General features: G+C 59.5%; 6 protein-coding genes. All 6 read left to right on the top strand.

Going from position 1 to position 5,837, the window contains the following annotated elements; translation table 11 throughout:
* On the top strand, positions 1-931 hold a 931-nt coding region (gene rfbG, locus AC1DWI_RS11860), incomplete at its 5' end, for a CDP-glucose 4,6-dehydratase (protein ID WP_477724889.1).
* A 54-nt stretch (positions 932-985) separates the two neighbouring features.
* Complete coding sequence (locus AC1DWI_RS11855) at positions 986-1,819, top strand: NAD-dependent epimerase/dehydratase family protein (RefSeq protein WP_477668497.1); 834 nt, start codon at positions 986-988, stop codon at positions 1,817-1,819.
* A gap of 73 nt (positions 1,820-1,892) precedes the next feature.
* Positions 1,893-3,215 carry a lipopolysaccharide biosynthesis protein RfbH gene (gene rfbH, locus AC1DWI_RS11850; RefSeq protein ID WP_477668498.1) on the top strand — a complete coding sequence of 441 codons (1,323 nt, stop codon included), beginning with the start codon at positions 1,893-1,895 and terminating at the stop codon, positions 3,213-3,215.
* 8 nt (positions 3,216-3,223) lie between these two features.
* The gene (locus AC1DWI_RS11845; protein ID WP_477668499.1) at positions 3,224-4,270 is read left to right on the top strand and encodes an NAD-dependent epimerase/dehydratase family protein; all 1,047 of its coding nucleotides are present in this window, start codon (positions 3,224-3,226) and stop codon (positions 4,268-4,270) included.
* A complete protein-coding gene (locus AC1DWI_RS11840) occupies positions 4,267-5,073 on the top strand; it encodes a transketolase (protein ID WP_477668500.1) in 807 nt (268 codons plus the stop codon). Before AC1DWI_RS11845 ends, AC1DWI_RS11840 begins: the two co-directional genes overlap by 4 nt.
* Positions 5,070-5,837: transketolase family protein (locus tag AC1DWI_RS11835; RefSeq protein WP_477724888.1), on the top strand; the 768-nt coding region annotated here is incomplete at its 3' end. The genes AC1DWI_RS11840 and AC1DWI_RS11835, both read left to right, overlap by 4 nt.

The raw sequence follows: 5,837 nt of genomic DNA, 5'->3' as shown, positions 1-5,837 counted from the left end.
TGATGCGGCTCGCGTTGCCGACGGCATGACATCGTTGCACGGTGACGTGCGCGACCTCGTCGCGCTACGCGAGGCAATGCGTCTGGCCGCCCCGCAGATCGTGATCCACATGGCGGCACAGTCGCTGGTGCGTCACTCGTACGTTGAACCCGTCGAAACCTACGCGGTCAATGTGATGGGAACCGTGAACCTGCTTGAAGCCGTGCGCCACACGCCTGGCGTCAAGGCCGTCGTCAACATAACGACCGACAAATGCTACGAGAACAGGGAATGGCTCTGGGGCTACCGTGAGAACGAGCCGATGGGTGGGCATGACCCCTATAGCAACAGCAAGGGTTGCGCTGAACTTGTCAGCGCGTCCTATCGGGCATCGTTCTTCAGCGCTCAGACCCATGCCCAGCATGGCGTTGCGCTGGCCACAGCGCGCGCCGGCAATGTCATTGGCGGCGGTGACTGGGCCAAGGATCGCCTGATTCCCGACATTCTTGCTGCGTTCGAACAGGGCCGGGTCGTCGATATCCGCAACCCGAACGCCATACGTCCCTGGCAGCACGTGCTTGAACCGCTGCGCGGCTACCTGACGCTCGCCGAACGTCTTTACGACAACGGTCCCGCCTGCGCCGAGGCCTGGAATTTTGGCCCGAAAGATGAAGACGCGCGGCCGGTCGGCGTGATCGTAAGCTGCATGGCCGAACTCTGGGGCGGCAACGCACGTTGGAAGATTGATGCAACCGAGCAGCCTCACGAAGCCAATTACCTCAAGCTCGACATTTCCAAAGCAGTCGGTCGGCTGAGCTGGCGTCCATTGCTCAATCTCGAGACGGCCCTGAACATGATTGTCGTCTGGGCCCGGCGGCGCGGTGAAGGCGCGGACATCCGCGAAACCACTCTGGCGCAAATCGACCATTATCAAACAATGATCCGGCACTGATCGAACGATGCGAAATCTCAAAACCAACATGCGATGTCAGGAAGCGAAAATCCGATGATTTTTATCCTGGGAGCCCGGGGTCGCCTTGGCCACGCTATACACGCCTCGCAAGACCCGGCCCGCGTCGAAGCGCCCGATCATTCCATTTACTCGGAGTGGTGGCGCGACGACGGCGCTGACGAGGTCGCGCGCTTTTTCGAAAGCCGGCACGCCGCCGAAGACAGCGTGGTCTACGTTGCCACAGGCATCATTGATCCTGGTCGCCCACATGACGAGCACGAACGCATCAATTTTTCACTGGCGAAAAATGTGGTTCAGGGTGCAACACGAACCGGGGCGCGAGTCATTACCTTCGGTACGGTCATGGAAAAAGTGGTCGACGACAAAGGGCTTAATCCCTACTATTGGAGTAAAACGAAACTAGGTCGTTTTGTCGAGGAATTTTGCGCGACGAGCCGGCTCGGCTTGCACATACGCCTGCATACCTTGTTTGGGGGGCGGGCGCCGGACCCCTTCATGTTTCTCGGTCAAATCCTGCAGGCTATCGACAGGAACGCCGAATTCAGGATGACGCCCGGCATGCAGTTACGGGAGTACCATCATATTGATGACGAAGTTGCGGCAATCTTCCGGCTCGCAGATTCGCACGCCAGCGGCTCGGTCGAGCTAAGCCATGGCATGCCGGTCATGCTGAAAAACCTGGCCACCTACATTTTTGAGGCGCAAGATCGTCTCGATCTGCTGAAAATCGGCGCCTTGCCCGGACCAGTCAACGACAACTATGAATTTTTGTTCGAGCGTACGCCGGCGCTGGACGGCCTGAATTTCCGCGACACGCTACCAGCGGTTGCAGATTACCTCGCGCAAGTCAAAGAAAGTGCTCGCTGACGTCGGCTCGATTGACCCGCGAACGTTGATCAGCCCCGCTTTATACAACATCAGAATCGGCAGATTTCAAGTTATGCAAAACGCCAAAACCCAAGCTCTTCGCGAGCAAATCTCTGCGCTGGTAGAACAGTACGCCGCAGTCGCATTGGCTCCCGAACCCTTCTTGCCCGGTGTGAGCGTGGTGCCGCCGTCCGGCAAACTACTCGATGCCGCTGAACTCAAGAACATGGTTGAGGCGTCTCTCGACGGCTGGCTCACGACCGGACGCTTCAACGCCGCATTTGAGAAAAAACTCGCTGCATTCATTGGCGTCAAGCACCTCATCACAGTCAACTCGGGCTCGTCGGCGAACCTCGTGGCATTCAGCACCTTGACCTCGCCGAAGCTCGGCGAGCGTGCGATCAAGCGTGGCGATGAAGTCATTGGCGTGGCCGCGGGTTTTCCGACTACCGTCAACCCCATCATCCAGTTCGGCGCGGTGCCTGTGTTTGTTGATGTTGACCGCCTCACACACAACATTGATGCGAGCAAGATAGAGGCCGCTATCGGTCCCAAGACCAAGGCCATCATGCTGGCGCATTCGCTTGGTAACGCCTTCAACCTCGACGCTGTGACCGCACTATGCAAGAAGTACAAGCTCTGGCTGGTAGAAGACTGCTGCGATGCACTCGGTACCACCTACCGGGGCCAGATGGTAGGCACCTTCGGCGACATTGCCACGTTGAGCTTTTATCCGGCCCACCACATCACAATGGGCGAAGGCGGCGCGGTCTTCACCAACAATGACGAACTCAAAGTCATCGCCGAAAGCTTCCGCGATTGGGGCCGCGACTGCTATTGCCCGCCCGGCAAGGACAACACCTGCGGTAAACGTTTCTGCTGGAAGCTCGGTGAACTGCCCGAAGGTTACGACCATAAATACACCTACAGCCACCTCGGCTACAACCTCAAGATCACCGATATGCAGGCGGCCTGCGGTTTGGCGCAACTCGACAAGGCTCCGCAGTTCATCCAGGCGCGCAAGGACAACTTCGCGTTTCTCAAGGAGCGCCTGAAGGCCTGCGAGGAATTCGTCAACCTGCCCGAGCCGACTGAGCACTCTGATCCGTCATGGTTTGGCTTCCCGATCACGCTGAAAGAAAATTGCCCGGTCACCCGGCTCGATCTGCTGACCTACCTCGACCAGAACAAGGTCGGCACGCGGCTGCTGTTCGCCGGCAACCTGACGCGCCAGCCCTACATGAGCGACTGCAACTACCGCATCAGCGGTGATCTGACCAACACCGACAACGTGATGAACAACACATTCTGGATCGGCGTACAGCCCTCGCTGACGCCGGCGATGCTTGAATTCGCCGCACGCAAGATTGAGACCTATCTCGGCGTGAATTTCTAAAAACCATCATGCAAGCTGCCTTCCCTGCCGATGATCTGGATCTGGTGTTGTCTCTGACACCGGAGTTCTGGTCACGCTTTGGCGGGGCCAGGCTGTTCATGACAGGTGGCACCGGTTTCATCGGCAGCTGGCTGCTGCAGTCGCTGCAGCGGGCGAACGACACGCTCGGCAGCCGTCTTGAACTCATTGTGCTGAGCCGAGATCCCGAACGTGCACAGAAAGAGTCACCGCACATGTTCAATCGCCGCGACACCCGGCTGGTCGCGGGGGATATGCTCGACTTCACCGTGCCGGCCGGCAAGCTTGACCTGATGGTTCACGCAGCCGCTGATGTCGGCGATCCGCACCGGGCGGCCGACCCGCTGGCGGTATTTGATTCGATCGTGCAGGGAACGCGGCGCGCGCTCGACCTCGCCGACGCAAGCGGTGCATCGCGCTTTTTGTTGACGTCCAGCGGCGCGATTTATGGTGCCCAACCTGCTTCAATCGAACGAATGCCGGAGACCTATGCATGCGCGCCCGATCTGCTGCAACCGGCTGCTGCGTACGGCAACGGTAAACGCGCGGCCGAATGGCTCGCATGCACCTATGCCGCGCAGTTCGGGCTTGGTGCCTGCATCGCACGCATTTATGCGCTGATCGGCCCAGGCCTGCCGCTGAACGGGCCATTCGCAGCCGGGAATTTCATCCGCGACGCGCTCGCTGGACGGCCCATTGAAGTCAGGGGTGACGGCCGGCCTCTGCGATCATTTTTGTACATGGCGGACCTCTGCGTCTGGCTATTACGCATTCTCGGCACCGGCAAGCCGGGCCAAGCCTATAACGTGGGCTCGGAAAGCGCGGTAAGTATCGCCGAGCTCGCGCAGCATATCGTTCGAGCCTCGGGGGCCGGGCTTGAAGTGAAGATCGAAGCATTGCCTACCGCCGAACCTGCGCCACGCTACCTGCCCGACACGCGCAAGGCGCGGGAGGAACTCGGCCTTGCGGAATTCACGGGGATCGAGGCCGCGCTGCTCAAAACATTCAACTGGAGTCGTTCATCGATCACATCATGAACAAATTCAACGCCACTCGCATCCGAAGAACTGTCCTGGATATGGCCTATTCCGGCGCGACCGTGCATATCGGCTGCGCATTTTCGATCGTCGAACTGCTCGCCGTGCTTTACCGGAGTCATCTCAGGTTCGATCCTGCGAATCCCGAATCACCCGATCGGGACTACATGGTGCTCAGCAAAGGCCACGGCGTGATGGCGCAGTACGCCTGCCTGCACGAAATCGGATGGCTTGACGACGGCGACATCAGCCAATACTTCAAGGACGGCAGCCGGCTCAAGGGGTTGGCCGATGCCCATATTCCCGGCGTCGAAGCAACGGCCGGCTCTTTGGGGCACGGGCTTTCGGTAGCAACAGGCCTGGCCATGGGTGCAAAGCTCAGCCAGACAGATCAGATCTGCTATGCGCTGGTCGGGGATGGTGAACTCAACGAAGGCGCGATCTGGGAGGCAGCGCTGTTCGCCACGCATTTCAAGCTCGACAACCTCGTCGTGATCGTCGACAAAAACGGCTTCCAGGCAATGGGCACCACCGACGAGGTCATTGCACTCGGCAACATCGAGGAGAAATTCCGCGCCTTCGGTTTCGACGCAGTCACCATTGACGGCCATGATGAAGCCGCTATTGACGCGGCCTACCGCGACGCGCGCGCCGGCCGCAACGGAAAGCCGAAAGCAATCGTCGCGACCAGCATCAAGGGCAAGGGCGTCTCGTTCATGGAGCACAACAACGTCTGGCACTACACACGGCTGACCGCCGAGACCCACGCGGCCGCGATCGCCGAGCTCGGAGGCACAGCATGAGAAACGCATTCTCCGACGCGCTGGTCGCTGCCGCGCTGGCCGACCCTAAAGTGCTGCTTCTCACGGGCGACCATGGCTATGCCCTGTTCGACGCTTTTCGCAAGGCCAGGCCGAACCAATACATCAATTGCGGCATTGCTGAGCAAAATATGGTGGGGGTGGCGGCGGGTCTGGCTAAAGCCGGTTTCAAACCCATCGTTTATGGCCTCGCGGCATTTGTACCGATGCGTGTGCTTGAGCAGATCAAGATCGACGTCTGCTACGAAAACCTGCCTGTGATCCTGATAGGTGACGGCGCCGGGCTCGTTTACAGCCATCTCGGCAGCAGCCACCAGTGCACCGAGGACATCGCCTGCACGCGCGCGGTACCGGCATTGACCGTGTTGTCTCCAGCTGACCGCTTTGAAATGACCGCGACCATGCAGCTTGCACTGCGGCTCGAATCACCGGTCTATATGCGCGTCGGCAAAAGTGATCGCGGTGACGTGCACGACGGTCCAGTCAAACTGCAAGCTGGCGGCATGCTACCGGTGAGTCCGAGAGGGAAGCGCATCGCCCTGCTCGCAACCGGATCCATGGTGAAGACCGCACTCGAACTCATCAAGCAGGGCCTCGACGCAGAAGCCTGGAGCGTGCCGTCGATCAAACCGCTGGATCGCGAGTGCCTGCATTCGATTATCGACCGGGTCGACGCCATCGTGACCTTGGAGGAACATTCGGTCATGGGCGGACTAGGTGCCTGCATCACCGAAGAAGTTACCGCC

The organism is Polaromonas sp. P3_C2, from assembly GCF_056402675.1.
The sequence above is the reverse complement of the archived record's forward strand: the minus strand, read 5'-3'. Positions and strand labels throughout refer to the sequence as shown.